The following is a 25145-nucleotide window of genomic DNA, read 5'->3' on the forward strand; positions in this document are numbered from 1 at the left end:
TCTTATCCCCTACTCCTCGTTCCCTTTTTCACAATAAACTCCTCACCCCCCCTCTATTTATAACCGGGGCCCCCCCCCCGGGGGGGGGGGGGGGGGGGGGGTGTGTCCCCCCCCCCCCCCCCCCCCCCCCCCCCCCCCCCGCTCCTACAAAAAGCGGGTCATGCGCAGCAAGCGCTCAGGCCTTGCCCTGTTCCACCAGCGTTAGCGCCACCTTGTCACGCAGGTACACCGGCAGCGCCAGCTCCGGCGCCACGGCATCGCCGTGGCGGAAGCGCGGTGCGGCGATCTCTGCCACATGCCTTGCCTGCGGGAAGCGCGCGCCATCCGCCGATCGGATGGGCGTGCGGATGCGTTCGCGCAGCACGGACTCGTACGTAGCCCAACCGGTGCCGACCACATGCCACGCCGTTGCTTCCGGCAAGACCAGCGCGGCGGCGGTATCCACGCGCTCGTGGTCCAGCAGGCTTACGCGGCCATCGTCCTCGCGGCGCCACGCGGCGACATAGATTTCGCCCATGCGCGCATCGATGATCGACAGGATCGCTGCGTCATCTTCCGGGGCCTCCAGTGCCAGTGCTTCGAGCGAGGAGACCGTGACCACGGGCAGGTCTAGCGCCATGGCCATGCCCTGGGCCAGCGATACGCCCAGGCGCACGCCGGTAAAGGCACCGGGGCCGCGGCCCACCGCAATGCCGTGCAGGGCATCGCGGGAGAGGCCCGCCTCTGCGAGCAGGGCGTCTGCCATCGGCAACACCAGTTCGGCGTGGCGGCGCGGCGCGATCTCACTGCGTTCGATCACCTCATCGCCATGGACGAGCGCGACGGAACAGGCTTCGGTGGAGGTTTCGATGGCGAGGAAGTTCATGGCGTTTCCGTCTGGCTGTTGAACGGTACCCCGTAGGCGTACCAGTCGATGCGGCGCGTGAGGTACATGAGCAGCGCGATGACGGCGACCAGTACGACCGAGCCGATCAGCAGCGCGTACTGCTCCGCGCCGATCAGGCCATACAGTATGGCGTAAACCAGGCTCAGTACGCCGCCCAGCACCAGCCCGGCGCCGCGGGCCCGCAGTACGGCGGAGGCATAACCGCCCACGATAAGCACCACGGTGGCGGCTGCGGCGAGGTAGGCGAAGCCGAAGCCGATCTGTTCGGAAAGGGCCAATAGCAACACATAGAAGCTGGCCATGGCCGCGCCCACCAGCAGGTACTGCACAGGGTGCAGGCGCAGGCCCTTCAGCACCTCGAACAGGAAGAACGCCACGAAGGTGAGGGCGATGAATAGCAGCCCGTATTTCCCCGCACGATCATTCTGCTGGTAGACGCTGCCCGGCTGGACCAGCCGCACGCCGAAAGCGGACGCCTGCAAGCGGCCGTTGATTTCCTGGTCTGTCGCATCCCAGTGCTGCCCGTAGGCACGGTTGAGATCCAGTGCTTGCCAGGTGGCATCAAAGCCTCGGGGTGTGACCTGGCTCTTGCCCGGTAGCAGCGCGCCCTGGAATGATGGATCCGGCCACGCCGAGCGCAGCCGCACCGTACTGGAGCGCGCCAGCGGCAGCGCCGAGAAGGCTTCGGTTCCCGCCATGCGTAGGGTGAGCGCGAAGTCGATAGGGGTTTCGCGGGCGGTATCGACAGGGAAAGGCACTGACAGCACGCTGTACGGCCCCATGCGCGCCGACGACGAAGCCAGCCGCACCGGCCGCCCATCCACGGTCACGGCGGTGATTCCCTGCAGGCCGACGGTATCGGCGATGAGCAAACGCAGTTCCGCTCGTTCCGGGTAGAGCGTGGCGCCACTCTCCCTCGCTGCACGTTCCACATCGGCGGGTAGAAAGCGGCCGCGGATCGTCACATCGCCGGTATAGACCGGCACCTCGTACATGCCACTGCGGCGTTTGGTGACAGCAAGATCGGCCGTGGTCGCCATCTCATCGGCGAGTACGACGTGCACGGCATCACGCGTGGTGGCGCCGCCGCTATGCGGATCGCGTGCCGGTTCCAGCGATGGCATGGCGATGACGAAGCCGCCGATACCCTGCGGGCCGCCCCAGCCATCGGAGACACGGCGGATAGCCGTATCGCGCATACCCTGGCGTTCACGAACCAGGCCATCGGCCTGGGTGAGGGGTATCAGCATCAACAAGGCGAGCACGCCGATGCCAAGCACCTTGGCGGTAATGGATTGCGTCCAGCGAAACATGGTGGGTCCCCTTCCTCGAATGGTCGGAGACAGGCTGGCGTGGGGGGCGGGTTACGCGCGGCGTGGGGGAGGGCAATTCGCAGGCATTTGCGGGCAATGGGCGGCAGTATGCGCGGTAGCGTCGGTGCCTTATGCCACGGCAGACGACCATCCATTCATGGCGCCCGGCTGGTTTTGCCCCGGGCGGGCCACGACGGTCGCTTCGATCACGGCACACACATGTTCGAACGATGCATCGTCGAGCCAGGGGCTGTTAGTCACCGTCAGGGTACGCCTGGCGAAATCGCGTGCATTCGGCACGTCGTCGCCACCGGCCATGGTGCCAAGGTACGGGTAATCCGGCAGTGCGTGCACGAACATGCGCGACACGCCATGGCGCGAGGCCCAAAGCCGCTGAAGCACGGCATCGCGGGTCGCTTCATCGGGCATGAGCAGCATGAGGTAGGGCCAGGTGCCGCCGTCGTCGGAGAACGCGTGCACGCCAGGAATCGAGGTCAGGGCAGGCAGCCGTGCCCGGGCCTGGGCCGTCGTCGATGCGATGAATGGCGCGAGACGGTGAAACGCGCGGGCCCCCACCGCGCGGCGCCACCGGCCCACGCGATGTAGCGGGAAATTGACATCGAAATATTCGCCGGCAGCGCCCAGCAGATCACCCCGGCGCAGCGCGCGGCGCAGTGGGTTGCCGTAGGCCAGGGCCAGCCCGCGTGGGCGGTAGAGCGCGGTGTAACCGGCCAGTTCCACTGTCCTGCGCAGCTCCCACCCAGGGTGCCAGCCAGCGATGCGCCGCCCCGTGCGGCGGATGCTGTCGCGAACGGCATCGTCACGTGCAACGAGCAGGCCACCTTCGAAAATGGAGAGCCCCTTGCCCGCGGCCAGGCTGTAAAAGCCGACATCGCCATGCGTGCCCGCCGCTCGCCCGTCGAGGGTGGCGCCAAGCGCCTGGGCAGCATCCTCGATGACGTAAGCCCCGGTGGCGGCGGCGATGGCGCTGGCCGTGGTCACATCGGCGGTACGGCCGCCGAGATGGGTAGGTACGATGGCCAGCGTCTGCTCGCCGCAGGCTGCGGCCAGGCGTTCGGGGTCCATGTCGAAGTGCCCGGGCCGTAGGTCGACCAGGCGCGGTTCCAGCCCGGCGCGGCGTATCGCCAGCGGCACGAGCGGGCACGTAAAGGCAGGGATGATGACCTCGCGGCGGTTGCGCGCGTGGCCTGAGAGTGCCGTCAGCGCGACGGTGAACGCGGCGGTGCCGGAACACTCCAGTTGCGTTTCTTCCACGCCAAGCCACTGCGCGGCCAGCGCCGTCAGTGGCGCGCGTACCTCGCCACCCAGGTCGGCCATGCCAAGCGGCATGCCTGCGGTCGGCGGTGCTTCGCGCTCAGGCCGGAACCACATCGCCGGTACCTTCATCGCCTTCGGCGAACGCAAGGCAAATGATGCCCGCAACGATGGCCAGCGCACCGAGCATTTGAGTGGGTGTCACCGGCTCGCTGAATACCCAGTACGACAGCACCATCACGCTCACCACTTCCAGGTGCGACGCGGCGAACGCGGGGCCGACGGGCGCGTGCTTGAGCAGGCTCATCCAGCTCACGAACGCGCCCAGATAACCCACCACGGCCCCGTAGATCCACGGGTGCGAGAACACGCGAGCCAACCAGGCCGTGCTCATTTCCACGGGTAGCGCATGGTTGCCCGCAAGCTTGAAGCACACGAGGTTGAGCGTATCGAACGCGAGCAGGAGCGCAAAACCGATGATGTAGAAACGCTTCACGTACCCGCTCCCACGATGGCGACACCGACGGCTACCAGCAGGATGCCGGTCACGCGCATGGGGCTCAGGCGCTCGCGGAAGAGGAAACGCCCTGCGATCATGATGGCCACGATGTTGATCGATCCCAGGAGCACACCCTGCGACAGCGGCACGAGGGAGAGGAACGCGATCCACACCACGAATTCGACCACGTAGCAGGCCATGCCCGCCCAGATCCACGGCCGGCCCAGCATGTATTTCCAGCGGGCCAGGCCATCACCGGCGCGCTCATCGCTCGCGGCGGCCTTGAACGCCAGCTGGCCGCCGGTATCCAGCAGCAGGTTCGCGAGCCATAGCGCGAATGCCAGCCCGTTCATGCTCAGGCGGCCATGCGCGCGGGGCGGGCGTCACGGGCGATGCGGGTGAAGAAATCCGCACTGCGCTCGATCAGCGTGCGGCGTTCGCGATCGATCGTGATCATGTGGTAGCTATCGGCCAGCAACAACATTTCGACGGGGCCGCGTACGCGGCGGGCCACCATGTCCGCGTTGGCCGTACTGGCGACATCATCGTCCGCGGCGTGCGCGATAAAGCAGGGGGCCACGACATCGGGCAGGCGCTTGCGCACATCACGTGCGAGCCACACCATTTCGGCCAGCGCATGCCACGGGTTGCCGGGCAGGCCGGCCGCTTCGCTATCGCCCGAGAACATGGCGGCGCTCACCTGCGCGCGCAGGCGCTCGTCGCGGATGCCGTAAGGTGGTTGTTCGATGAAACTGCGCGTGCGGCCGATGCCCAGGCGCTTGCAGATGGGCAGGATGAACGAGAGGTGCCGGCCCGTCCACGGAATGGACCATCCGTCGTAGCGGAACGTGGCGCCATATACGCCCACGCCATCCACCCAGTTCGGGCGCACGGCGGCCAGTCGCAGCGCCAGGATGGCACCCATGGACAGGCCCGCCACGAACAGGCGATCCACTTTGCCGCGCAACTGTTCTGCAGCGGCTTCCACGCTGGCATACCAGTCCTGCCAGGTGGTGGCCAGCAGGTCGTCCTCGGTGCCGCAATGGCCGGCCAGCCGCACCCCCACCACGGTGAACCCGGCACGGTTCAGGCCCTTGCCAAGGATGCGCATCTCGGTCGGGGTGCCGGTCAGCCCGTGGATGAGCAGGACGCCATCGCGCCCGCCTTCGAACTGGAATTCCGTCGCATCGCTCACGCCAGGGCCTCGCGCCTTCGCCTTCTCATGGCACGCATGCTCGCAAGGCGTGGTTTCAGCGAGCTTTCCGCGGGTCAGTCAACCGCAAGAATTCGCGGCAGGCGCAGCTCCACCCGCAGGCCGCCCAGCGCCGAACGGCTAAATTGCACGCGCGCCGCATGGCGTTCGGCGATGCTCTCCACGATGGCCAGGCCTAGCCCGGTACCGTCCTCATCGCCGCCGGGCACGCGAAAGAAGCGCTCGCCTAGCTGGTCGAGGAACGCTTCATCGACCCCGGGGCCGTCATCGTCCACGGCGAGTACCGAATCATCGCCCGCGCAGGCCACGGATACGGTCACGCAGTGGCCACGGCCGGCGTAGTGGAAGGCATTGTCGACCAGGTTATCGATCACCTCCTGGATCTGCAGCGCATCGCCGCGGACCAGGCACGCGCCATCGGCGCCTTCGTAGCCCAGGTCGACCCCCAGGTTCAGCGCCTGGTGCACGCGCATGCCCACCGCTTCAGGTACGACCTGTGACAGGTCGATCACCGCCATGCCGTCGTGGTCGGGCAAGTCAGGCGACTGGGTGCGGGTGAGCGCCAGCAACTGGGCCGATGTACGCGCCGCACGGGCCGCCAGGCGGTGGATGTGGGCCAGCGCATCCGCTTGCTGCGCGGGATCGCTGCCATGGCCTACGCGCTCCACGTGCAGCTGGATGCCCGCCAGGGGGGTTCGCAACTGGTGTGCTGCATCGGCGATAAACCGCTCCTGCAGGCCCAGCATGTTGCGCATGCGGGCGAACAGGTCATCGATGGTGCGGGTTAGCGGGAGAATTTCCACCGGCACGTCTTCTTCGCCGATCGGGCCCAGGTCGTGGCCGCGGCGGCTGAGGCGCGTGGTGAGCGGTTCCAGCACCCCCAGGCCGTGGCTCACGCCGAACCACACCAGCGATAACACGGCGATGATCAGCAGTGCCTGCATGGGCAGGGTGAGCAGGAGGATTTCGCGGGCACGCTGGTGGCGGTCACGCAGGTTCTCAGCCACCTTGATCGTGATCGTGTCGCCCGCGTCATGCCGGTTGGCCACACGCATGACTGCGGCACGCACGGCCTTGTGGCCGAGATCGGTGTCGTAAAGCAGTGGGGCGGCGTCTACCTCGACCGGGTTCCGGCTCGGCACGGCCAGCTCGGCGTTGCCGATGATCCGGCCGTGGTGGTCGCTGATGACTTCGTAGTAGTTACGCCCATCCGGGTCGTACTCCAGCAGGAAGCGCGCCTGGGCGGTCAATTCGCCGTTCAGCGCATCGCTGCCGATCATCTCGGCCAGCGTCAGCGCCGAATCGGAAAGATCGGCATCGTGCACGCGGTTGGAGTAGGCCAACGCCACGAAGTAGCCCACCACGGCATCCACCACCAGCACGCCGAGCACGGGCACGAGCAGGAAGGTAAGGAGGCGCCGGCGCAGGCTGGGGCGCGCCGGCCGGCGCGCCGCATGGCGGCGTTCAGGCATCGGCCGTTTCTTCGAGCAGGTAGCCCAGGCCGCGGATCGTGCGCACGTTCGTGCCCGAGCCCTGGAGTTTCTTGCGCAGGCGGTGCAGGGCGATATCCAGGCCGTTGTCGGTCAGGTCCTCATCCCAGTTGCACAGGGCTTCCACCAGCTGTGCGCGGCTGGTGACCTTGTCCGCACGCGTGGCCAGTGCCTCGATCAGGCCGAACTCACGGGCCGTGAGGTCCAGAGGCGTATCGCCGATCCATGCCCGGTGGCCGGGGATATCCAGGCGGAGCCGGCCGATCCGGAACTCCGGCGTGCCGTTGCTGGCGCGGCGGCGGAGCAAGGCGCGTACGCGTGCCTCGAATTCCGCCAGGGCAAAGGGTTTCACCAGGTAATCGTCGGCGCCCAGGTCGAGCACCCGAACGCGTTCCTTCAGGCCTTCGCGGGCGGTAACCACGAGCACAGGCAGGCTGGCGCCGCGCTTGCGGGCGCGGCTGAGCACGTCGCTGCCATCCAGTTGGGGCAGGCCAAGGTCCAGTACCAGCAGGTCGTAATCGTGGTCGCGCAGCGCGTGGTCGGCGCTGGCGCCGTCGGAAACGTGGTCAACAGCGTGGCCGCCCTGCTGCAGGGCGGAGCGTACCGCCGCGGCGATGGAGGCGTCGTCTTCGGCTAGGAGTATGCGCATGGTGGGCAAGCATACGCTCCGTGGTGGGGTGTTCGCATGTTGTCGCGGCAGGCTTTCCCATCCCTTTCCGCTAATTGCGAACGATTCGCATTGAGGTTAACATCGGCAGGCTTTCCGAACCGCGACAGGGGCCCTGACCACGCATGCGCGACACCGTTGACCGGCCACGCCGCGCGTTCTGGCTCAAACACCTGCACCGCTGGCACTGGATCAGTTCCGCGGTATCGCTGGTGGTGCTGTTCATGTTTTCGGTCACGGGGTTCACGCTGAACCACGCGGCCCAGATCGAAGCGAGCCCAACGGTGGTGCGCCACGGGGCTACGCTGCCTGCCGACCTGGTGCGGCGCCTGGTCGATCCTGGCCGCAAATCCGCGCCCGTCGACCCCGCTGTCGCCGCCTTCGTGGGTGAACAAACCGGGGCCGACATCGCCGGCCGCGACGGCGACTGGAGCGACGACGAGGTGTACATCTCGTTGCCCCGTCCCGGCGGCGATGCCTGGGTGAGCATGGATCGCGAGACGGGCGAGGTGCAGTACGAATCCACCGATCGCGGTTGGCTCGCCTGGTTCAACGACCTGCACAAAGGGCGCAATACCGGGCCCGCGTGGCGCTGGTTCATCGATGTGTTCGCCTTGGCCTGCGTGGTGTTCGCGGCCACCGGCTTGCTCCTGCTCAAGATGCACGCCAGCCAGCGTGGCATGACCTGGCCCCTCGTGGCGCTCGGTTTCGTGCTGCCGCTGGTGCTTGCCCTGCTTTTCATTCACTAACCCAAGGATCGCCATGCGCCGGATGCTTCCCCTCGCGCTCTGTTTCCTCGCCGCCCCGGTGGCTGCGGCGGATATGAACCTCACGGTCGAGATCCCCACGCTCAAGGTGGCCGAATACCACCGTCCTTACGTTGCCGTGTGGGTCGAACGCGAAGACCACAGCGTCGCCGCCAACCTGGCGGTGTGGTACGACGTGAAGAAGGCCAGCGGCGAAGGCACCAAGTGGCTGAAGGACATGCGCCAGTGGTGGCGCCGCAGCGGACGCGACCAGACCATGCCGATTGACGGCGTCTCGGGTGCGACGCGCCCCGCCGGGCAGCACCAGCTGCGCTTCACCGATGGCAAGCCGCCGCTGGGCACGCTAGCCCCGGGGCACTACGAACTGATCGTCGAGGCTGCGCGCGAAGTCGGCGGCCACGAGACGCAGCGCATCGCGTTCGACTGGCCGGTGAAGGCGCCCGTGCACCTTGCCGCCAAGGGTACCGATGAACTCGGCCAGATCACCCTCGACCTTAATCCCTGACCGGAGCTTTCCATGAAGCATGTGTTTGTTCGCGCCGCCCTTGCCGTGGCGCTGGCCCTTCCCCTCGGCGCGCAGGCGCACAAGATGTGGATCGTTCCCTCTACCACGGTCGTCTCCAGCGACGATGCGTGGGTGACCGTGGATGCCGCCGTCTCCAACGACCTGTACTACCCCGACCATTTCCCGGCGCAGCTGGACCAGTTGGTGATCACCGCGCCGGACGGCACCCAGGTGAAGCCTGAGAATCCGTGGACCGGCAAATACCGCAGCGCGTTTGACCTGCCGGTGCCGCAAAAGGGCACGTACCGCATCGCGCTGGTGAACCAGGGCCTGTTCGCCAACTACGAAGTGGATGGCCAGAAGAAGCGCTGGCGCGGTAACGCGGCCGAGCTGAAAGCCGCTATTCCCGCCAACGCAAAAGACGTGAAGGTAAGCGAGATGGCCTCGCGCGTTGAAACCTTCGTGACCCAGGGCAAGCCCGGCGGTGCGGCGCTCAAGCCTACCGGCAAGGGCCTGGAGCTCGTGCCGGTCACGCAGCCGAACGACCTGGTGACGGGCGAGAAGGCCACGTTCCAGCTGCTGCTGGATGGCAAGCCGGCCAGCAACCTGAAGGTCACCGCGATCGATGGCGCCACGCGTTACCGCAACGCGCAGGACGAGATGGATACGCAGACCGACAAGGATGGCAAGTTCAGCTTCACGTTCGCCACGCCTGGCATGTACTGGGTGAACGCCTCGACCGAAGATGACAAGACCTCGAGCAAGGAAGCGAAGCAGCGCCGCGTCGCCTACACCGCCACCCTGGAAGTGCTGCCGCAGTGATCGCCGTTCCCTGTAGGAGCGTGCTTGCACGCGAGGCACGTTGCCGCAAGCCACATCGCGCGCAAGCGCGCTCCTACAGGGGGCTCGCCTTGCTTCTGTGGCTGATGTGTTTCACCGCCAGCGCTACTGATGTCCGCCGCTTCGAAGGCGAAACCATGGGCACCACCTGGTCGGTGAACGCGGTACTGCCGCCGAAAGCCGACGAGGCGGCCATCGATCGCGGCATCCAGGCGGAAGTCGATCGCGTCGTCGCGCAGATGAGCACGTATGAAGCCGACTCCGACCTGAGCCGTTTCAATCGTGCACCGGCGGGAACCTGGCAGACGTTGCCGCCGGAGTTCTATGGCGTGCTGCGTTACGCCCTTTCGCTGGCGAAGGATTCCGGTGGCGCCTACGACCCCACCGTGGGGCCACTGGTGAACCTGTGGGGCTTTGGTCCTGACAAGCGCCCGCACGATACGCCCGATGCAGCGGCGATCGCCACGGCGCGCGCTCGCGTGGGCTGGCAGCGCATCAAGCTCGACGATGACGGTCATCGGGCGTTCCAGCCCGGCGGCGTCTATGTCGATCTTTCCTCGGTTGCCAAGGGGTTTGGCGTGGACCAGGTGGCACGCTTCCTCGATCGCGCGGGTGTGGCGTCATACCTGGTCGAAGTGGGCGGGGAACTTCGCGCCCATGGCCGCAAGCCCGATGGCACGCCGTGGCACATAGGTATCGAGCGCCCTGGGGCCGCATCGGGTGCGGTTGATAATGTCGATGAAGTAGGGCGCATTGTTTCGCTGACGGATAAGGCGATCGCGACCTCCGGCGACTACCGGCATTTCTTCGAGACCGGTGGCACGTTCTACTCGCACCACATCGATCCCCGTACCGGCTATCCCGTGGCGCACACCGTCGCGTCCGTAAGCATCGTGGGTGACGATTGCATGCACGCCGATTCGCTCGGCACCACCATGACCGTGCTTGGCCCGGACGAGGGCATGGCGTACGCGAAGCAGCATGACATCGCCGTGTTGTTCGTCCTGTACCGCGGCGATGGCACGTTCGAGGAACGTACGTCGCCAGCGTTTAAGAAGGCCGTGCGGTGAAAAGCGTGGCGGGGCAGCTCGGTATCGGCGCCATGCTGTTACTGGCGATCGTGCTGTTCGCGCACTGGCAGGATTTCTCCAGCCTGCATATCGGGCAGCCTGGCCGCGCCGCCTGGGCAGGTGCTGCCGCGGCGGGCTGGGCCACCTGGGCTGTCGCAGTGGCATGGCCGCGCCGCCGTCTTGACGCCCGGCAGGCGCCGAATGGCATCCTGGTGGTGCATGCCTCGCAGACGGGGTTCGCCACGGAGCTGGCCGAGCGGACAGCGGGGTTGCTGCGTGCCGGTGGTATGGCGGTCGACCTGCGCGAGATGGCGGCGCTGACGGCCGCCGACCTGTCCTCCCACGCTCGTGCACTCTTCGTGGCCAGCACCACGGGCGAGGGGGATGCCCCTGATAACGCCACCGCATTCCAGCGCGAGGTCATGCGTTCGGCCATTGACCTGCACCACCTGACGTATGCCGTGCTGGCGCTGGGCGATCGTGACTACGAGGACTTTTGCGCTTTCGGCCGTGACCTGGACCGGTGGTTACGCGAGCGCGGTGCGATGCCGTGGTTCGATCGGGTCGATGTCGATAATGGCGACGATGGCGCGTTGCGCCACTGGCAGGGCCAGGTGACCCAGCTCGCGGGAGCGGAAGAGCAGCCGGACTGGTCGCGGCCCGCGTATCAGTCGTGGCGGCTGCGCGAGCGGCGCCTGCTCAACCCCGGGAGCGCGGGCGCGCCGTGCTTCCACGTATCGCTTGTGCCCGATGACGGCATGCACCTTCGCTGGGATGCGGGTGACATTGCCGAGATCGGCCCCCGCCGTGGGCGCGGGCATGACGAGCTGTTGCCGCACCGCGAGTACTCTGTCGCTTCGGTGCCTGCCGATGGCGAACTGCATCTTGTCGTACGCCAGCAGCGTAGCCCCGATGGCGCACTCGGCGCGGGATCGGGCTGGCTTACCGCGCTTGCGCAGGAGGGCGATACCATCGACCTGCGGGTGCGGCGTAATGCTGGCTTTCACGCCCCTGCGGATGCCAGGCCCGTGCTGCTCATCGGTAACGGTACGGGCATTGCCGCCTTGCGCGCGCTGCTGAAGACCCGCGTGGCGCGCGGCCACATGCGCAACTGGCTGGTGTTCGGCGAGCGCCACGAGCGCGTCGATCGCCTGCACGTGGATGAACTGGAAAACTGGCGCGCTGATGGCGCTATCGAGCGCCTCGACCTGGTGTGGTCGCGCGAATCGCGTGGTCCGCGCTACGTGCAGGATCGCCTTCGTGGCGCCGGCGACGCGTTGCGGTGTTTTATCGGCGAAGGGGCAAGCATTTACGTGTGCGGCAGCCTGGCCGGCATGGCCCCGGGCGTGGACGCCGCGTTGCGCGAGGTGCTTGGCGATCGCCAGGTGGAAGCGCTGGCCGCGGCGGGGCGTTACCGCCGCGACGTGTATTAGCGATTGCCCCGCGGGCGGCGCAGGCGGCGAAGCAGCAGCCATGTTGCGGTGATCGGACCGGATAACGCATACACCACGAGGTAGGCGTATACCGACCACGGTGAGAACCAGATCGAACCGACGACGAACACAGCGCCAATGAGCACGGTAGTGGCGTTCAGCTTCAGCTTCAGCGACTTGCTGCTCAGGTAGCGGAACGGGCTGATCATGGATGCCGCCAGCACGAACAGCATGACGTTGATCACGCCCTGGATGGTATCGGCAGGCCAGCTCGCCCCGCTGTAGCGGCCGATCGCAATCAGCACCACCACCAGTGATGCGGCCGATGGCGTGTTCAGGCCCAGGAAGATCGTCTTGTCTTTCTGCACGTTGAACATGGCCAGGCGCATGACCGCACAGGCGCAGAAGGCGATCTGCGCGGGAAGGAACGCCTCAGCCCCGATCGAACGCAGGTAGGTGCCGGCAACCACGACCGGGACCACGCCAAAGGCGATCGCATCCGAGAGGCTATCCAGTTGCGTGCCCAGGTCGCTGGATTTGCCGGTCTTGCGCGCGACGAAGCCGTCCGCGCCGTCGCAGACCAGGCACGCGATGAACAACGTGCCCAGGTAGGCGAGTTCACCCGACAGGGCGCGGTTGATGATGAGTACCGCACAGGTCAGCGAGCACAGCGTGATGAAGTTCGCCAGCGTCACCAGGTTCTCGTAGGGAGCGCGCAGCTTCAGATGCATACGAGGCGCACCTTGCCGTCGTGGGTGCCGTCGTAGCGCAGCGACGTGAGGTCGGTCACCCACTCGACGCCCGTGGCCACCTCGGAGGGGTGATCACCCGCGATCGCCAGCACGCGTGCGCCGGCGGCGCGGCCCGCATCGATGCCGGCTTTCGCATCCTCGAACACCAGGCAATCCGCGGGCGCGGCGTGCATGCGTTCGGCGCCCAGCAGGTACGCTTCCGGGTGTGGCTTGCCGTGCGTTACGACTTCGCCCGTCACCATGCGCGGTGGCGGCACGATGCCCGCGGCGCCAAGGCGCGCCTTTGCCAATACCGTGTCTGCCGATGTGACGATCGTCCAGCGATCCGAGGGCAGCGCCGCAAGCAGTTCGATGGCGCCGGGAATGGGCACGATGCCATCCACGTCCTCGACTTCTTCGCGGTAAAGGCGCTCGTAGACGGTATCGATGTCCTGCCCGGCCATGGGCGCGAATTCCTTGATGGAATCGTACATGCGCACGCCGTGCAGGCGGGGCAGGACGAAATGCCAGTCCAGGCCCACCTCATCGCACCAGCGCTTCCAGATTTTTTCGACAACGACGCGCGAATCGATCAGCGTGCCATCCATATCGAAGAGCAGGGCGTCGGCGTTGATCGCCTGGCCGGGTTGAAGCCGCATGTTGCCTCCGGGGAATCGCGAGGGGCACCGCATGGCGCGGTAAGCCCCTCACGATACCGGAGCGCGGCCTGCGCGTCAGTTGATAGGCGTCAGTTTGTGGTTGCGGCGTGCATCGGCGATGACGGCCTGTACCTGTTCATTCGCCTTGCGGCCTGCCTCGGCCTGGGTGCGGCCCCACTCCGCCTGGGTGCGGCCCTGTTCGGCGCGCTGGCGGCCGATCTCGGCCATCTGTCGCGCGATATCCGCTTGCTCGCGGCCGATCGCGGCGTTGCCTTCGGCATACGCTTCACGGTCCGTGGGGTGCGTCGGGTTCGCCTGTTGGATGGAAAGTGCCGCCCGGCGTTCGGCGAGCTTCTGCATTTGTTCGTTAAGCACGGCCTGGCGCTGGTCGAGCTCCATCTCGCGCTTGCGATCCGTGGCCGGCGGCGGTGGGGCGCCCTTGAACGCATCGGCATAGATGGCGCGGATACGTGCGAGATAGGCCGGGTCGCGCAGTTCCCACTGGCCATCTTCGTTGACGATGGTGATGTAGCCGTCCTTGCCGTCGGTGCCGCGCGAATGCAGCGGGCCGTGATCTTCAATGGTCGAGATCGCGTGGATGTGCACGCCGGCCATCGGCGCCGGTGCTGCTGGCGCGGCGGGGGCTGCGGGTGCCGGCGGTGCGTGCGGAGGGGGCGGCGGCGCCGGCAGGTCACGCAAAGGCGCTCCCGCCAGTGCGGGTGCTGCGGCCGGGGCTGCAGGTGCTGCAGGCGTGGCTGGAGTGGCTGGAGTGGCTGGAGTGGCAGGCGTAGCAGGCATAGCCGCAGTGGCTGGCGTGGCGGACGCCAGCATCAGCATGGGTTTGGCATGCTTCAGGGGCGGATTGGCCGGGCGGCCCTTGTCCACGATGACCGCGACAGCGGCGGGTGCCGCTGCGGGCGTGGGCGTCGCGGCGGGCGCGGGTGCCACGGCGGCGACCGGCTTTGCCGCAGGAGCGGCGGTGCCCACGGGTACATCGGCCGGTGGCGTGGCTGCGGCGATGCTCATGGGTGCATCCACCTGCTGCGAGGCGGCGACGACACGCCAGGGCAGCGCGGCGGCGAGTGCAAGGGTGGCGACAAACAGCGTGGTGGCGACGCGCGGGTGCGTGTCCTGCGATTGGCCAAGCATATCGAGTCTCCGTTTCAGGATGCGGAAGGTGGGCGAGGCACCGGGCAGGGCGTGGTGCGGATGCGGCGCTACGCCAAGGCGGAGCAACAGACGCCCGTAGGTGCCGGGCGCAAGGCGTCCGCGATCGACGGCAAGGGCATCACAGGCGGCCTCACGGCACAGGGCGTATTCGCGTACCGCGACGTAAGCCATGGGGTGGAAGAAAAACAGGGTGCGGGCGAGGGCCGGAATACCACCTAGTACAAGGTCACCCCGGCGTACGTGGGCGAGCTCATGCATGAGTGCCATTTCGCGCTCGTCGTCGCCGAACGTATCGTCCAGCGGTAGCAGGATGGTGGGCCGGAACAGGCCGACCACTTGCGGCGAATCCACTTCAGCCGATACGGCAAGTCGCGGCGAACGGCGCAGCCCCAAGGCGCGAGCACGCTGGGCGCACAACGTTTCCAGGCGCACATCGTCATGCGGCAGGGCGCGGGCCACGATACCGGCCAGGTGGTGCCAGCGTGCGATGCCGATGGCAACCTGCACGGCGACCAGCACGGCCCAGGCGGCAAGCAGCGCCGTGGTCCATGACCACCATTCCGCCGTGACGGCAAGCGGGGCATCGGGCATGACGGCAAGTGTCACTGCCGCCTGCTGGCTCGTGGCGGCTGCAGCGACGGTTTCATGTGCAGGCAGGAGGGGCAGGTCGATCGTGCCGGGCACGCACAGGCCAAGCAGCATCTGCGCGCCTACCAGCCACCACATCCATGAACGCGTGGAGGCGCTGAGCGTGGGCATCAGGCGGCACAGAACCCATATGAACGTCGCGAACAATAGCGTCTGTAGCGATGCGGCCACGAGGCGGCTCGATAAGGTGTCGAGGAGGGCATCCATGCTCAGCGCCCCTTGCGCCGCGACTGGAGCTGGCCGACGAGGGCCTCCAGTTCCGCCAGTTCGCTATCGCTGACCTGGCCACGTTCGGCCATCCAGGCGACGAAGGGTGATACGGAGCCTTGCAGGGTTCGCTCGACAAAGCGTGCGACGGCGCCGTTCATCACTTCGCCCGATTCGCCGGTGACGCTGTAGCGATAGGCGCCTTCGGCTTTGCGGCGGGTGAGGTAGCCCTTGGCACGAAGGCGTTCCATCATGGTGAGCACGGTGGAGCGGGCAAGCCCGCGCGCTTCGCCGTAGGCTGCGCACACCTCGGCGACCGAGCTTTTCGGTGCTTCCTCGATGTGTTGCAACAAGGCGAGTTCCTGGTCGCCGATGGTCTTCTTTGCCATGCCAAGCTCCTGACTACATTTGTAGGCAGCATGCGCCTGACTACAGTTGTCGTCAAGTGCCTGCCTCGCCTTCGGCCACGCGCCAGCGAATCGGTTCATTCGCTGGCGCGAATGCGAATGAACCAATAAAAAAGCCCCCGCCGTAAGGCAGGGGCTTTCAGGTACCTCGTCGATCCGCGGCGGCTCAGGCCGCCGCAAGGGATCAGGCGGCGGCGTCCTTCAGCTTCTTGAGCGGACGGACCTTGACCTTCACCGAGGCAGGCTTGGCAGCGAACCAGCGCTCTTCACCGGTGAACGGATCCTTACCCTTGCGCTTCGGCTTGGCAGCCACGGCAACGGAGGTGATCTTCAGCAGGCCCGGCAGCGTGAACGTGCCAGCGCCCTTCTTGTGGACCGAAGCGCTGATCGCGCCTTCGAGCGAGGCCAGGACGGCCTTCACGCTCTTCGAATCCACACCGCTCTGCTCGACGATGTGCGAGACGAGCGACGACTTCGACAGCGGATCCTTGATCGGCTTGAGCGCGGCAGGCGCCTTAGCAGCCTTGGCGGGAGCCTTGGCAGCGGCCTTCTTTGCCGCCGTTTTTTTGGTCGTGGCCATGATATTCCTTGTCACTTTGATCGAATGAGGCGGCCCTTAAAGGCCGGTGCCCAGCGGGCGACTCACTCTAGCGTTGCTTTCGTCCGCTGAAAATAGGGTTGAAGAAGATTTTTCGCATTCGATGCACCTTTTTTTCAGGCTCCCCGTGACGCGCTGCGGAAAATTCACCGCCAAAGGTCATGGACGTACGTGAAGTCCGGCCCGATGTGGCATACCTTAGGCCTATGTCCCCACTGATCGACAGCCACGGCCGTACCAAGCGCAAGTTGCGGATCTCGCTGACAGATCGCTGCAATTTTCGCTGTACGTACTGTATGCCTGAGCACCCTGACTGGCTCCCCCGCAAGAGCCTGTTGGCGCGCGAGGAGGTCGTGCGCCTGGCCGGGCTGTTCGTGGACCAGGGGATCGACCAGATCCGCCTGACGGGCGGTGAACCGCTGCTGCGCCGCGATCTGGTGGAGTGCGTTCGCGAGATCGGCGCGTTGCGCGAACGCGGCCTGCGCCGCCTCTCCATGACCACCAACGCCTCGCGCATCGCGCCCATGGCAGCCACCCTCGTGGCCGCTGGCATCGATGATTTCAATGTCAGCCTGGATGCGGTGGACGCGGAGGTGTTCCGCAAGCTCACGTTGCGTGATGTGGCGCCGGTGCTGGATGGCATACAGGCCCTGGTCGATGCCGGCGCATCGATCAAGCTCAACGCGGTGGTGGTGCGTGGCGATAACGACGGCCAGCTGGTGCCCTTGCTGGAATGGGCCATGGCCAGGGGCCTGCCGCTGCGCTTTATTGAATACATGCCGCTGGATGCCCCCGGGCACTGGCGCCGGGATGCCGTGGTCAGCGAGGCGGAGATGCTCGAGGCGATCGGTACCAGCCACACGATTGAAACACTGCCGCGCAGCAGTGACCCGGCCTCACCCTACCGGGTGGATGGGCACTACCCGCTGGGCATCATTTCCACTGTCTCGCATCCGTTCTGCGCTACCTGCGATCGCCTTCGCCTTACCGCCACGGGCGAACTGTTCACCTGCCTGTTCTCCCCGGTCGGTACGCCGTTGGGCGCGCGCATGCGCGAAGGCATGGACGATGAAACGCTGTCGGCGACGGTGCGCCGGGCGGTGTGGCTGAAAGACGCCGGCTACGCGTCCCGTCCGGGCCCGGTCGAGCGAACGGTAACCATGCACGCCATGGGCGGCTGAACCCACCCGAGAGATTCCATGATCCCCATTACTTTTGAGCTCTACGCCAACCTGGAGCGGTTGGCCGGAACGCGCGAATACGGCATGACCGCGCCCGCTGGCGTACGTACTGTCGGTGAGGCCCTGGCGCTGCTGGCGACGGCCCGCCCCGAGCTTGCCGGTTCGCTGGAACGCTGCGCCTGCGTTTCGGGCGACACCATCGTGCGCCGGGCCGATCCGCTCCCCGCCGATGGGCGTATCGCGCTGCTGCCACCCGTGGCCGGGGGCTGACCATGGTGCACACCGTGCTTTCCCATGAACCGCTGGCGATTGAGCCCTTGCTTGAACTCGATGCGCACCCGGAATGTGGCGGCCTGGCCATGTTCGTGGGTACCGTGCGCGACCACCACGAAGGCCGCCCGGTACTTCACCTTGCTTACACCGCCCACGAGCCCCTCGCCGCGAAAGTGATCCGCGAGGTGGAAGAAGATACCCGCCGCCGCTTCAACGTGCCGTACGTGCGTGTCGTGCACCGGCTGGGCGACCTGGCGATCGGTGACGTTGCGATCGTTTGCGTGGTGCGTGCAGCGCACCGTGCCGAAGCGTTCGAGGCCTGCCGCCACGCGGTCGATGCGGTGAAGCACACGGCACCGATCTGGAAGGAAGAATTCTACGTGGATGGCACCAGCGCCTTCGTCGAGGGGTGCTGCATCCGGGATGACCTGGATGGGCCGGAACCGAAGCCACACCGCCACCATTCCCACGCGAGCCACGGATGAAAGACGTCAGCCAGAAGCCGGATTCGAAGCGCGTTGCGCGCGCGACAGCGACCCTCCACGCACCTGCCCACTGCATAGCCCTGTTGCGCAGTGGCGACACGGAGAAGGGCGATCCGTTGAAGACCGCCCGGGTTGCCGGCATCCTCGCGGCCAAGCGCACGGATGAGCTGATTCCCCTGTGCCACCCGTTGCCCATATACCGTGCGGACGTGACCTACGAGCTGGCCGATAGCTCGGTGCGCATTATCGCCGAGGTGGAGACCATCGGGCCGACCGGCGTGGAAATGGAAGCGCTGACCGCAGCGAGCCTTGCCGCGCTGACGCTATACGACATGCTCAAGCCCTATGCCGAGCCCGAGGAACTACACATCGAGGACTGCCGGCTCGAGCGCAAGCTGGGTGGCAAATCGCATTACCGCCGCACGCTGGCGCAGCCGCGTAGCGCCGCCGTGCTCGTGCTCTCCGATACCGTGGCCAGCGGTGCCAAGCCGGATACGGCGGGTACGTACGTTCGCGATGCGCTGGAGGCCGCAGGGTTCTCGCCCATTGAGTACACCGTGCTGCCCGATGATGCGCACGTGCTTGGCGGTGCCTTGCGCACGCTACGCGAGCGCAAGGTGGAGCTGGTGATTACCGTGGGCGGGACGGGCCTTGGTCCGCGCGATATCACGGTGGATACCGTGAAGCCCATGCTCGATGTGGAGATTCCCGGGATCATGGAGGCCGCCCGTGCGTTCGGTCAGCAGCGCATGCCATTTGCGATGCTCTCGCGCGGCGTGGCGGGCTACGCAGGCGATACCTTGGTCCTGACCTTCCCAGGTAGCCGCGGCGGCGCCAGTGAGTCGCTGGCGGCCACCTTGCCTGGTTTGGTACACCTGCTCGAGACCGGGCGCAGCGGTGGGCGCCACCCGGGTGGCTATGGCGAGGCACCCTGACATGGCGTTGCTTCCGCTGGCCGAAGCCTTTGCACGTTACAAGGATTCGTTACATCCGCTAGGTACGCAGCGCGTCCCGGTGGAACTTGCCCTGGGCGCCGTGCTGGCCGAATCGCCGCGATCACGCATTGCCTTGCCACGCTTTACGCAAAGCTCGCTCGATGGTTATGCCGTGCGCAGCCGGGATGGCGAACGGCCACGCGTGCTGGTGGGAACGTCCGCGGCGGGTGAAATCACCCGCGCCGTCGTGGGGCCGGGCCAGGCGGTACGCATCCTTACCGGCGGCATGCTGCCCGAAGGTGCCGATAGCGTCGCCCGGCAGGAGATCGTTGATCGTGATGGCGATGCAATCACACTGCGCGAAGCCGTCCGTGCGGGCGAAGGCGTGCGCTACGAAGGGGAAGAGCTGGTCGAAGGTACGGTCATTGCCCAGGCCGGCCAGCGCATCAACGCGGGTATCCTCGCCGCCCTGGCGATGGCTGGTGTCGAAAGCGTGGAGGTGCGCCGCCGCCCTCGTGTCGCAGTGCTCATCACCGGCGATGAGGTGGTGCGCGTGGGTGAAGCGCTGCTGCCGGCGAAGATTTATGACGCAAACGGGCCGCTACTGCGCGCCTGGTTCGTGGAAAACGGCTACGGCGAGCCTGTCGTCGCCTATGTCCGCGACGATGAGGCCGCGCTGGAAGAAGCGATGAGTGCGGCGCTGGATAGTGCGGACCTGGTCGTCACCAGTGGCGGTGTCTCCGTGGGTGATCGCGATTTCGTGCCGCTCGTGGCTGATCGGCTGGGTGTGCGCAAGGTGTTCTGGAAAGTGGCGCAGAAGCCCGGAAAACCGTTGTGGTTTGGCGTGCGCGACGGCCGCGCACTCCTCGGGATGCCGGGTAATCCCGCTGCGGTACTCGTGTGCCTGGCCGTGCATGCGCGCGCCGTGCTTGGCCATCTGGAAGGCGAAACGACCCCCCAGCCCGAATGGCGGCAGGGCGTGCTCGACGGGACCGTCGAGGCCGATAGTGAGCGTGACCGCCTGGTACGCATGCGCCTGGATAGGAGCGATGCGGTGGCGCGCCTGGTGCTGCTGCCACGCCAGGATTCGCACATGCTCAGCAACCTGGCATCGGCGCATGCGCTGGTCTGGTTACCCTCGCGCGAAACGCCGTTCCAGCCAGGCGACAAGGTCGCCTGGCTGGCACTGTAGAAGCGGATTACCAGGCCTTCACGTCCGAAACGACGACCGTGTAGTCGGACATTTCCGGCGAGTAGCGGAACAGGCGGCCCAGGTCGAAATCGACGCTCTTGCCCGGGTCGATGTTGGAGGTACCGGCCGGCCAGCCCTGCTTGCTGGCGATGACCTTGCCCGAGGCATCCTTCGCATCGATGCGAATCTGGGCGGCGGCGGCTTCGCCGCACTTGTTCACGAGGTTGCCCTTCATGCTGAAACGCGGCTGGCCCGAGCCCTGCTGCAGTTTCACGGCGAAGCCGTCGATGGTGAAATCCTTGACGGCACACGCGGCCTGCGCGGACAGCGGGGCGGCGAGCATCAGCACGGCGGCGATGGCGATCTTCTTCATGATAATCCCTGTTTCGATGGCTAAAGCGGACGCCCGGGGCTTGTGGGGGGCGTTAGCTGGGCTATCGGCCGTCTTGGCGGGGACTTTAGGGTTCTGAACGAACCCGGCAAGCCAGGTTCAGGTTGTTGCCGGGAAAAGGTCGGCCACGGGCTCACCCAAGCCTTCCGGTTCGAACCATCGCTTCACCGGGGCGAAGCTGCGGCGGTGCGCATCGCACGGCCCCAGGCGCTCCAGCGCATCGAGGTGCTCAGGCACGCCGTAGCCCTTGTGTCGGGCGAAGCCGTAGCCCGGGTGCAATTGATCCAGGGCTTTCATGTGCCGGTCGCGGCTGACCTTCGCCAGGATCGAGGCGGCACTGATGGCGGGCTCCGTGGCATCGCCGCCGATCACCGCCTGCGCCGTGCAGGGCAAGGTGCGCGGCAGGCGGTTGCCATCCACCAGGGCCATGGTGGGGGCCAGCGAAAGGCCCATCAGCGCACGGGTCATACCTACCATCGTGGCCTGGAAGATATTGATGGTGTCGATTTCCTCGCGCTCGACGAAGATCACGCTATAGGCCAGGGCGCGCTCCACGATGCGGCCGTACAGCTTCTCGCGGGTGGCTTCGTCCAACTGCTTGGAATCGTTCAGGCCACGGATGACCCGCGCCGGATCGAGGATGACCGCGGCCACGACGACCGGGCCGGCAAGCGGGCCGCGGCCGGCCTCATCGACCCCGGCTACCACCAGGTCGGGACTCAGCTGACGCGTGATGTTGCTCTTGCGCGGCATATGGGCGGGAGCCTAGTGCGCCGCACCCGCGGCGGGCAACGCGGGTGTCGTGACGAAATCGGCGATGGCGTCGGCCGCGTGGTCTGCGGCGCGGCCCTCGAGTCCACCGCGTAACGCCTGGTGAAGGAACTCGAACGCCGCCACGATGGTCCCGCGCCGCTCGCTGTCGCCCAGCATGGCAAGGGTGGCATCGGCAAGGTTGGCGGCGGTGCAGTCATCCTGCATGAATTCAGGCACCAGCAAAGCGCGCCCGAGGCCGCAAGCACGGCCAAGGATATTCGGCAGGCTGTAGACGTCGGTCTTCAGCATGCGCAGCGCCCTGGCGATGCGGTAGCTGGTGGGCGAAACCCGGTATCCGACGACCATGGGCCGCTTGGCCAGCATGGCCTCGAGCGTGGCCGTGCCGGAGGCGAGCAACACGACATCGGCCGCCAGCATGGCCTCGTGCGAGTGTCCATCGGTCAGGAGGGGCGGGGTGCCCGGGAATCCGGAAAGCAGTTCGCGAAGGCGCGCATGTACGCGTTCGTTGGCGGCCGGCACCACGATCTGCAGGTTCGGCAGGGTGCTGGCGATGCGCTTCGCGGCTTCGATGAAGATGGCGCCGATGCGCTCGATCTCGCTGGGCCGGCTGCCTGGCAGCACGGCCAGCACCGGGACCCCGTGCGGGATGCCAAGGGCATCGCGCGCACCGGCGCGATCGGAAACCATCGGGAAGGTGTCGGCCAGCGGGTGGCCAACGAAGCGCGCGTCCACGCCGTGTTTCGCGTAGATCGGGGGCTCCATCGGGAACAGGCAAAGCACGCGGTCGGCCGACTGGCCAATCTTCTCCGCGCGCTTTTCGCGCCATGCCCAGACAGAGGGGCTCACATAGTGGACCGTGCGCAGCCCCGCGGCTTTCAACTTGCGCTCCACGCCCAGGTTGAAGTCGGGCGCGTCGATACCGATGGTGACATCCGGCCGCTCATTGAGCAGGCGTTGTACCAGGGCCTTGCGCAGCTTGAGCAGACGCGGCAGGTGCTTCACGACCTCGGCGAAGCCCATGACCGAGAGCTCGCGGATATCGAACCAGGATTCGAAACCACGGGCCATCATGCGCCGGCCGCCGATGCCGACGAAGCGCGCACCGGGGTAGCGGGCGCGCAATGCATCGAGCAGATCGGCACCCAGCTGATCGCCGGAGTCTTCGCCGGCGATCAGTGCGATGAGGGGGGGCTTCTGCACGGCCATCACCGTGCGAGCGAACGCTCGCTGCGGTCGAGGAACTCGAGCATCTGGCGTACGTCTTCGCTGTTTTCAGCCTGCGTGACCAGTTGCTCGCGTGCCTCGGCCAGGGGCAGGCCAGCCATGTAAAGCGTGCGATACGCGCGCTTGATCGCGGCGATGCGGGCGGTATCGAAGCCACGGCGCTTGAGGCCTTCGCTGTTGATGCCGCGCGGGCGCCCGCGGGTTTCGTTCGCCATCATCACGAACGGCGGCACGTCGGAGCCGACCAGGCAGCCCATGCCGATGAACGCGTGCGCGCCCACCTTGCAGAACTGGTGCACGCCGGAATAGCCCGACATGATGGTCCAGTCGCCGATTTCGGCGTGGCCGGCAAGCGCGGAATAATTGGAGAACACCACGTGGTTACCGACCTGGCAATCATGCGCGATATGGACGTACGCGAGCAGCCAGTTATCGTTGCCGACGCGCGTGACACCGCCACCATCGCCCGTGCCACGGTTGATCGTGACGAATTCGCGAATGAGGTTGCGGTCGCCGATGATGACTTCCGTGCGCTCGCCCTGCCATTTCTTGTCCTGCGGCGGCCCGCCGATGGAGGCGAACTGCAGGATGCGGTTATCGCGGCCAATGGTGGTCGGCCCTTCGATGACCACGTGCGGCCCAATGCTTGTACCTTCGCCGATGACCACGTCGGCACCGATGAGGGTGAACGCACCGATGCTGACGTTATCCGCGATCCGCGCGGAAGGATCGATCTGCGCGGTCGGGTGGATCATTTGTCGTTCCTCGCGGCGCACATCAGCTCGCAGCACGCGACGACCTTGCCGTCGACCGTGGCGCTGGCCTCGAACAGGCCCATGCCGCGGATGAGACGCTTGAGCGATACCTTCATGACGAGCTGATCGCCCGGGGCGACCACGGCCGAGAAGCGGGCGTTATCCACCTTCACCAGATAGAACAGGGGGCTGCCGGCTGCACCTTCCACCTGGCTGGTGATCTGGGTGAGCAGGCCGGCGGTCTGCGCCATGGCTTCGACGATAAGCACGCCAGGCATGACCGGGTGGCCGGGGAAATGACCCTGGAAGAACGGCTCGTTAATCGTGACGTTCTTGATCGCCGTGATGGTCTTGCCCGGATCGATCTCGATCACGCGATCGACCAGCAGGAACGGATAGCGGTGCGGAAGCAGCCGCTGGATCTGCTCGACATCCACCGGGAGCGTCACGGCAGCTTTCATTTCGGTCATTGCCCTTTGTCCTTTTCCAGCGCCGCCAGGCGGCGCGCAAACTCATCTAGGTGTTTCATTCGCGCCGCGTTCTTCCGCCACTGGCGGTTTTCCTGCAGCGGGGAGCCCGACGAATACTCGCCGGCATCCCGGATGGATGCCGTGACCAGGCTTTTCGCGGTGATGGTAACCCGGTCGGCCACTTCGAGGTGGCCGAGGATGCCCGCGTTGCCGCCGATCAGGCAATAACGGCCGATTTTCGCACTACCAGCCACCGCGGAGCACCCTGCCATGGCCGTATGGGCGCCGATATGCACGTTGTGGGCGATCTGGATCTGGTTATCCAGGCGCACGTCTTCTTCGAGGACCGTGTCTTCCAGGGCGCCGCGATCGATGGTGGTATTGGCGCCGATCTCGCAATCGTCGCCGATTCGTACACCGCCCAGCTGGGGCAATTTCACCCAATGGTCGCGGTCAAAGGCGAGGCCAAAGCCATCAGAGCCGATCACCGCGCCGGGATGGACCAGGACGCGCTTGCCCAGGGTCACGCGGATCACGAGGGTGACCCGGGCAACCAGCCGCGAGCCCGCACCCACCACGCACCCTGGGCCGATCGTGCAATGGGGCCCCAGGATGGCGCCTTCTTCGACGACCGCGCCATCCTCCACCACGCAGCACGGGCCGATGCTGGCCGTGGCGTGGATACGTGCCGAAGGGGCGACCACCGCGCTGGCGTGGATCCCTCGGGGGGCATCGGCCATGGGTTCGAACAGCGCCGCGATCTTCGCGTAGGCCACGTAGGGATCCTTGGCCACAAGGGCCGCACCCTTGCGCAAGGGCAGGGCATCGGCGCTCAGCACCACGATGCCGGCCTGGGTATCGGCCAGCTGCGAGGTGTACTTCGAGTTCGACAGGAATGTGAATTGTGAAGGCGTAGCCGCGGCCAGCGTGCCTACGCCATCGACGGAGGTGGCCGGGTCGCCGTGCGCTTCCAGGCCGAAGCGTTCGGCGAGTTCGGCGAGGGTGTAGTGGGGGTTGCCGCTCACGGGGGGACTCCCAAAAGAGAAGGGGTGGCAAGGTTGGGACCTTGCCACCCCGGGATTGTACA

The 25145-nt window shown here is 66.5% G+C and carries 29 protein-coding genes; 10 read left to right on the forward strand and 19 right to left on the reverse strand.

Translation table 11 applies throughout. From position 1 onward, the window contains the following. Positions 1-175: 175 nt before the first annotated feature. The 8 genes from tsaB to ABIE56_RS20185 all read right to left on the reverse strand — a co-directional run bounded on the left by tsaB (position 176) and on the right by ABIE56_RS20185 (position 7325). Entirely contained in the window at positions 176-865 is a 690-nt protein-coding gene (gene tsaB / locus ABIE56_RS20150) for a tRNA (adenosine(37)-N6)-threonylcarbamoyltransferase complex dimerization subunit type 1 TsaB (RefSeq protein ID WP_429245592.1), read from the reverse strand. Beyond that, positions 862-2199 (reverse strand): cell envelope integrity protein CreD, encoded by a 1338-nt coding sequence (creD, locus tag ABIE56_RS20155; protein ID WP_429245593.1) that lies wholly within the window; start codon positions 2197-2199, stop codon positions 862-864. Before creD ends, tsaB begins: the two co-directional genes overlap by 4 nt. Before the next feature lie 129 nt (positions 2200-2328). Then, positions 2329-3591, reverse strand: coding sequence for a DegT/DnrJ/EryC1/StrS family aminotransferase (locus ABIE56_RS20160; protein ID WP_429245594.1), 1263 nt, complete (start codon positions 3589-3591; stop codon positions 2329-2331). Then, on the reverse strand, positions 3575-3970 hold the full coding sequence (locus tag ABIE56_RS20165) for a DMT family transporter (protein ID WP_429245595.1): 396 nt from the start codon (positions 3968-3970) through the stop codon (positions 3575-3577). Before ABIE56_RS20165 ends, ABIE56_RS20160 begins: the two co-directional genes overlap by 17 nt. Further along, a complete protein-coding gene (locus ABIE56_RS20170) occupies positions 3967-4326 on the reverse strand; it encodes an EamA family transporter (RefSeq protein WP_429245596.1) in 360 nt (119 codons plus the stop codon). The genes ABIE56_RS20165 and ABIE56_RS20170 overlap by 4 nt, the downstream gene beginning before the upstream one ends. A gap of 2 nt (positions 4327-4328) precedes the next feature. Continuing rightward, a complete protein-coding gene (locus ABIE56_RS20175) occupies positions 4329-5168 on the reverse strand; it encodes an alpha/beta hydrolase (protein ID WP_429245597.1) in 840 nt (279 codons plus the stop codon). Positions 5169-5242: 74 nt separating this feature from the next. Beyond that, positions 5243-6658: a sensor histidine kinase gene (locus ABIE56_RS20180; RefSeq protein ID WP_429245598.1), complete on the reverse strand. Its 1416-nt coding sequence runs from the start codon at positions 6656-6658 to the stop codon at positions 5243-5245. Further along, positions 6651-7325 (reverse strand): response regulator, encoded by a 675-nt coding sequence (locus ABIE56_RS20185; RefSeq protein WP_429245599.1) that lies wholly within the window; start codon positions 7323-7325, stop codon positions 6651-6653. The genes ABIE56_RS20180 and ABIE56_RS20185 overlap by 8 nt, the downstream gene beginning before the upstream one ends. Before the next feature lie 143 nt (positions 7326-7468). Between ABIE56_RS20185 and ABIE56_RS20190 the strand changes: the two genes are divergently transcribed. From ABIE56_RS20190 to ABIE56_RS20210, 5 genes are all read left to right on the forward strand, one after another. Further along, positions 7469-8092, forward strand: a complete 624-nt coding sequence (locus ABIE56_RS20190) for a PepSY-associated TM helix domain-containing protein (protein WP_429245600.1) — start codon at positions 7469-7471, stop codon at positions 8090-8092. A 13-nt stretch (positions 8093-8105) separates the two neighbouring features. Then, the gene (locus tag ABIE56_RS20195; RefSeq protein WP_429245601.1) at positions 8106-8615 is read left to right on the forward strand and encodes a DUF2271 domain-containing protein; all 510 of its coding nucleotides are present in this window, start codon (positions 8106-8108) and stop codon (positions 8613-8615) included. A 12-nt stretch (positions 8616-8627) separates the two neighbouring features. Beyond that, on the forward strand, positions 8628-9437 hold the full coding sequence (locus ABIE56_RS20200) for a DUF4198 domain-containing protein (RefSeq protein WP_429245602.1): 810 nt from the start codon (positions 8628-8630) through the stop codon (positions 9435-9437). Between the two features lie 104 nt (positions 9438-9541). Then, positions 9542-10525 (forward strand): FAD:protein FMN transferase, encoded by a 984-nt coding sequence (locus ABIE56_RS20205; RefSeq protein WP_429245667.1) that lies wholly within the window; start codon positions 9542-9544, stop codon positions 10523-10525. A gap of 32 nt (positions 10526-10557) precedes the next feature. Beyond that, positions 10558-11958: a sulfite reductase subunit alpha gene (locus ABIE56_RS20210; protein ID WP_429245668.1), complete on the forward strand. Its 1401-nt coding sequence runs from the start codon at positions 10558-10560 to the stop codon at positions 11956-11958. Here the strand turns inward: ABIE56_RS20210 and ABIE56_RS20215 are convergent. The 5 genes from ABIE56_RS20215 to ABIE56_RS20235 all read right to left on the reverse strand — a co-directional run bounded on the left by ABIE56_RS20215 (position 11955) and on the right by ABIE56_RS20235 (position 16363). Further along, positions 11955-12689: a CDP-alcohol phosphatidyltransferase family protein gene (locus ABIE56_RS20215; RefSeq protein ID WP_429245603.1), complete on the reverse strand. Its 735-nt coding sequence runs from the start codon at positions 12687-12689 to the stop codon at positions 11955-11957. The genes ABIE56_RS20210 and ABIE56_RS20215 overlap by 4 nt on opposite strands. Then, positions 12680-13348 carry an HAD-IA family hydrolase gene (locus ABIE56_RS20220; protein ID WP_429245604.1) on the reverse strand — a complete coding sequence of 223 codons (669 nt, stop codon included), beginning with the start codon at positions 13346-13348 and terminating at the stop codon, positions 12680-12682. Before ABIE56_RS20220 ends, ABIE56_RS20215 begins: the two co-directional genes overlap by 10 nt. 75 nt (positions 13349-13423) lie before the next feature. Next, positions 13424-15373, reverse strand: coding sequence for a M56 family metallopeptidase (locus ABIE56_RS20225; protein WP_429245605.1), 1950 nt, complete (start codon positions 15371-15373; stop codon positions 13424-13426). Positions 15374-15375: 2 nt separating this feature from the next. Next, the gene (locus ABIE56_RS20230) at positions 15376-15762 is read right to left on the reverse strand and encodes a BlaI/MecI/CopY family transcriptional regulator (protein WP_429245606.1); all 387 of its coding nucleotides are present in this window, start codon (positions 15760-15762) and stop codon (positions 15376-15378) included. 202 nt (positions 15763-15964) lie between these two features. Further along, positions 15965-16363 carry an HU family DNA-binding protein gene (locus ABIE56_RS20235; RefSeq protein WP_247436862.1) on the reverse strand — a complete coding sequence of 133 codons (399 nt, stop codon included), beginning with the start codon at positions 16361-16363 and terminating at the stop codon, positions 15965-15967. Between the two features lie 221 nt (positions 16364-16584). Between ABIE56_RS20235 and moaA the strand changes: the two genes are divergently transcribed. From moaA to ABIE56_RS20260, 5 genes are read left to right on the forward strand one after another with little or no spacing between them, the layout of a single operon-like run. After that, the gene (moaA, locus tag ABIE56_RS20240; protein WP_429245607.1) at positions 16585-17559 is read left to right on the forward strand and encodes a GTP 3',8-cyclase MoaA; all 975 of its coding nucleotides are present in this window, start codon (positions 16585-16587) and stop codon (positions 17557-17559) included. 18 nt (positions 17560-17577) lie between these two features. Beyond that, positions 17578-17829 (forward strand): MoaD/ThiS family protein, encoded by a 252-nt coding sequence (locus ABIE56_RS20245; RefSeq protein ID WP_429245608.1) that lies wholly within the window; start codon positions 17578-17580, stop codon positions 17827-17829. Between the two features lie 2 nt (positions 17830-17831). Then, the gene (locus ABIE56_RS20250) at positions 17832-18317 is read left to right on the forward strand and encodes a molybdenum cofactor biosynthesis protein MoaE (RefSeq protein WP_429245609.1); all 486 of its coding nucleotides are present in this window, start codon (positions 17832-17834) and stop codon (positions 18315-18317) included. After that, entirely contained in the window at positions 18314-19252 is a 939-nt protein-coding gene (gene moaCB, locus ABIE56_RS20255; RefSeq protein WP_429245610.1) for a bifunctional molybdenum cofactor biosynthesis protein MoaC/MoaB, read from the forward strand. The genes ABIE56_RS20250 and moaCB overlap by 4 nt, the downstream gene beginning before the upstream one ends. A gap of 1 nt (position 19253) precedes the next feature. Continuing rightward, positions 19254-20444, forward strand: a complete 1191-nt coding sequence (locus ABIE56_RS20260) for a molybdopterin molybdotransferase MoeA (protein WP_429245611.1) — start codon at positions 19254-19256, stop codon at positions 20442-20444. Between the two features lie 7 nt (positions 20445-20451). Here ABIE56_RS20260 and ABIE56_RS20265 read toward each other — a convergent pair whose 3' ends face one another. From ABIE56_RS20265 to lpxD, 6 genes are all read right to left on the reverse strand, one after another. Further along, entirely contained in the window at positions 20452-20817 is a 366-nt protein-coding gene (locus ABIE56_RS20265) for a hypothetical protein (protein WP_429245612.1), read from the reverse strand. 117 nt (positions 20818-20934) lie between these two features. After that, a complete protein-coding gene (gene rnhB, locus ABIE56_RS20270; protein ID WP_429245613.1) occupies positions 20935-21588 on the reverse strand; it encodes a ribonuclease HII in 654 nt (217 codons plus the stop codon). A 12-nt stretch (positions 21589-21600) separates the two neighbouring features. Next, positions 21601-22815, reverse strand: a complete 1215-nt coding sequence (lpxB, locus tag ABIE56_RS20275) for a lipid-A-disaccharide synthase (RefSeq protein WP_429245614.1) — start codon at positions 22813-22815, stop codon at positions 21601-21603. Then, on the reverse strand, positions 22815-23588 hold the full coding sequence (gene lpxA, locus ABIE56_RS20280; RefSeq protein WP_429245615.1) for an acyl-ACP--UDP-N-acetylglucosamine O-acyltransferase: 774 nt from the start codon (positions 23586-23588) through the stop codon (positions 22815-22817). Before lpxA ends, lpxB begins: the two co-directional genes overlap by 1 nt. Continuing rightward, a complete protein-coding gene (fabZ, locus tag ABIE56_RS20285; protein ID WP_429245669.1) occupies positions 23585-24049 on the reverse strand; it encodes a 3-hydroxyacyl-ACP dehydratase FabZ in 465 nt (154 codons plus the stop codon). Before fabZ ends, lpxA begins: the two co-directional genes overlap by 4 nt. Positions 24050-24054: 5 nt before the next feature. Further along, the gene (gene lpxD, locus ABIE56_RS20290; RefSeq protein WP_429245616.1) at positions 24055-25083 is read right to left on the reverse strand and encodes a UDP-3-O-(3-hydroxymyristoyl)glucosamine N-acyltransferase; all 1029 of its coding nucleotides are present in this window, start codon (positions 25081-25083) and stop codon (positions 24055-24057) included. Between the last annotated feature and the right edge of the window lie 62 nt (positions 25084-25145).

It is taken from the genome of Luteibacter sp. 621 (genome assembly GCF_050435445.1).
In the GTDB taxonomy this organism is placed as follows: domain Bacteria; phylum Pseudomonadota; class Gammaproteobacteria; order Xanthomonadales; family Rhodanobacteraceae; genus Luteibacter.